2 protein-coding genes are annotated in these 3,409 nt (G+C 56.0%); both read left to right on the top strand.

The window, feature by feature from the left end:
* The first annotated feature begins 91 nt into the window (after positions 1 to 91).
* Positions 92 to 1,174, top strand: coding sequence for a tyrosine-type recombinase/integrase (locus ACIOTL_RS18050; protein ID WP_400344220.1), 1,083 nt, complete (start codon positions 92 to 94; stop codon positions 1,172 to 1,174).
* A 91-nt stretch (positions 1,175 to 1,265) separates the two neighbouring features.
* Positions 1,266 to 3,059, top strand: coding sequence for a tyrosine-type recombinase/integrase (locus ACIOTL_RS18045; protein WP_400344217.1), 1,794 nt, complete (start codon positions 1,266 to 1,268; stop codon positions 3,057 to 3,059).
* Positions 3,060 to 3,409 lie beyond the last annotated feature (350 nt).

Raw genomic sequence — 3,409 nt, 5'->3', positions numbered from 1 at the left:
TCCCTGTTAACCGGCTAATCCACGTTTTATACCCTTGAATTCCCCCGGAAACTCTTGACTTTCCAAAGGATGAGGTCGATGCTCATGTGTCATGAACACCCAGCAAGAGTTGGTTTTGTTGTCTTCACACGGAGCATGGAACCTCCATGGGTCGGCAGCAGCGAGGTTCTCCCAGGCTAATGATTACCTCGGCTATCTGAGTGACCGCAACTACTCGTCAGCCACGACACGAGCCTACGGTTATGACCTGTTGGCGTTCTGCCGCTGGCTACACGAACAAAATCTGACTATCGAAGCAGTTGACACCAACACGCTGATCAACTATCTGAAGTTCTGCAAGCAATCATCCGTACCAGGACGTCCAGGCCCGAATGTAATGACTTTAGACGGTCAAAGAGCCGATGGATATGCACCTGCAACGGTGAATCGCCGGATGGCAGCAGTGTCCGGGCTGTTCACATTCTTGGCGATGCGGGATCCGTGTCTACCCAATCCTATGCCGAAAGGTCAGGAGTCCCGTTGGGTATCTTCCGCCCAGCGTTCCGGGCTTCTGGGGCATCTGGCTACACCAGCTGCCAGGTCGCCGCTACGTGTTCGCGAACCCCGCCGGCTACCAAGATCCTTGGAATCTGACGAAGTCATTGCCCTGTTTCAAGGTCTGCGGACGTACCGGGATCGTGCCATGGCAGGGCTAATGCTCTATTGCGGGCTACGTGCTGGCGAGGTACTTGCCTTGCGGATACGCGATGTGGACATCGGTGGGCGGTGGCTACTAGTGCAGGGCAAAGGATCCAAGGAACGACGAGTTCCATTAGACGTGGACGTCGCCGGAGTCATCCAAACTTACCTGCTCGCTGAACGCCCGGAATCGGATGAGCAACGGCTATTTCTCGTTGCCAAAGGAGCCAACCGCGGCCTGCCCTTGACAGCAGCTGGCCTGCGTACGATCTTCCGGTACCACCGCGAAATTTCAGGGGTTCCTGACGGCCACCCACATGCATTGCGCCATACCTTCGGCAGTGCCTTAGCAGCTTCAGGGGTGGACCTGTCCATCATGAGAGAGCTTCTGGGGCATGCCCACGTGAACACGACCGCCCGCTACATCCACCTTGTTCCTGCCCACGTGAAATCAGAATACGATGCCGCGATCAACCGCCAAAAACAATCACATTGAACCGCCTCTGGATCTAGTTGGCGCTTACCGCACCTACTTATCCTCCACTCACCGCGGGTCGGAACCGTATTTTTCAGCAGCAAGAACGTTCATGCTCCGATATCCAGACCCATCGAAGTGGAGCCAAGAGCCGCTGGAGCGGCGGCTGGAGGCGAATAGCGGCACTAGAGCTTTCGTGCTTTATCTGATGGTCACCAAAAGGATCCGCGGCGACTTCCCGTATCTGCTTGAGCGGAAATTAGCCAACATCTTCGTTGAGGTCCAGGGAACTGATTACGAAGATGATCTCAGATTTTTCTCTGCTGAAGCCCGCAAGGTGGGGTTCAGCGAACGAGTCAGTGCGGCGATGACGACCAGCGTCATCGCTAAGATCCTGTTGCGGACTCAACAGCCACTTACACAGATCACGAGTGCTGATTTAGAGGAATTTGAAACTTGTTGCCGAACCCGAGAAGCCCAGACCGGCATGTCAGCCCGTCCATTACTCGTGCTGAGTTCTTCAACCCGCCAGGTCTTGTTCCATGCACACCTGCTTGCCAATCCACCTCTGAGCAGGACCCAGCGGGTACCGCTCAAGGATAGGGTCGGCGCAGTGAACGGTCCCTTTGCACAGTTTCTTCTGCGGTATTTGGAACGTAAGGAAGTGACCTGCACTAGGAAAACGGTCAGTAGCCTGGCAACACGATTAGCGCATTTCGGGCAGTTCGTCACCGAAGCAGATCCATCATTAGCTTCACCGGCTGAGCTAACTCGTTGTTCTCATATTGAACCGTATCTGGTGTCTTTGCCTCGAAGCCCCAATACGAAGAGCTCCGGCACGCTTTCCGTAGCGGAACAATCACGACGGGTCAGGGCTGCCGGTAACTTCTTACGTGAAATTACCGAGTGGGGATGGCCCGAAGCTCCTCCACGGCAGTTGTTCTTCCGTTCTGATGTTCCTAGGCTTCCTCGGCCACTGCCACGTCATTTGCCCCCGGATGCCGACCGGCTCCTAGCCCAAGAGCTCCTGGCCTCGGACTATCGTCAGGCTGCCGATGCGTTGCTGCTTCAACGAGCGTGCGGGTTGCGCATTGGCGAGTTGCTGGATTTGGAACTGGACTGTGTTCATGAGATTCCCGAGGCTGGGACTTGGCTGAAGATTCCGCTGGGAAAGATGAAGACCGAGCGTATGGTTCCGCTGGACCCGGACACCCTGGCTTTGGTTGATCGCATCATCGCAGAACGTTCGCCGGGCCAGCCTTTGGCTCATCCACGCACGGGGAAGCCCGCCCAGTTCCTTTTCACTCATCACGGACGCCGGTTGGGAGAAAGCGCTGTTCGGCTCGAACTAAACCGAGCTGCGCAAGCCGCCGGCCTGGGAAAGATCACTACTCACCAGCTTCGTCATACTTATGCGACTGCGTTGATCAATGCCGGGGTCACCCTCCAGTCCTTGATGGCTCTCTTGGGCCATGTCTCAGCGGAGATGAGTTTGCGCTATGCATCCTTATTCGATTCAACTGTCCGCACCGAATATGAGCGTGCTTTGGACTTGGCGAAGTCACGCATCGGATTACCTGACCTGAAAGAACACCGTTCGCCGCTTCCGTTGAGTGATGTTTCTGCTGGCTCTTGGCACGATACCGCGACAATTAAGTCACGGCTCGCTGGCGGGCATTGCCTGAGGTCCCCAGCCCAGCAGGCGTGCCAGTATGCGAATATATGCGAGCACTGTCCGAGCTTCCGCACTGAGGATTCGAATCTTCCAGTGCTTGAGGCACAGCGTAAGGACGCTCTGATTTTGGCGCAGGACGCAAAACGCCGAGGCTGGGACAGCGAGGTGCAACGGCATGAAGCATTGGTGACTCAATTGGATCGGCTCATCGAGAGGACACGCACGGCGTGAAGCGAAGCGAGTCTCAACGAGTTGTTGATAAGGCCCTGCTGACATTGCGAATGCAGGGACGTACGGTGACGTTTCGGGCGGTAGCTGAACTCGCTGGGCTTTCCCGTTCCACGCTCTATCGTTCTGCTGGGCTTCGTGAGCTGATCCAGGAGTGCCGAGAGGGATCCGCGCGGCTAGGTGACCGTGCGATTTTGCTTGGATCTCCTGCTCGGGTTGACGTGTTCGGTTCGGGTTCTTGGAATCGAGTGGGACCGCTCCTGCAAAGTGATGACCGGGCGTGCAACAGGGAGTGCAGAGAAAAATAGAATTAGCCGGATAAGGCGTAGCCTAGCTATTTTTTAGCCGGTTAA

The organism is Glutamicibacter sp. NPDC087673 (assembly GCF_044743255.1).
Classification (GTDB): Bacteria; Actinomycetota; Actinomycetes; order Actinomycetales; family Micrococcaceae; genus Glutamicibacter.
The sequence above is the reverse complement of the archived record's forward strand: the minus strand, read 5'-3'. Positions and strand labels throughout refer to the sequence as shown.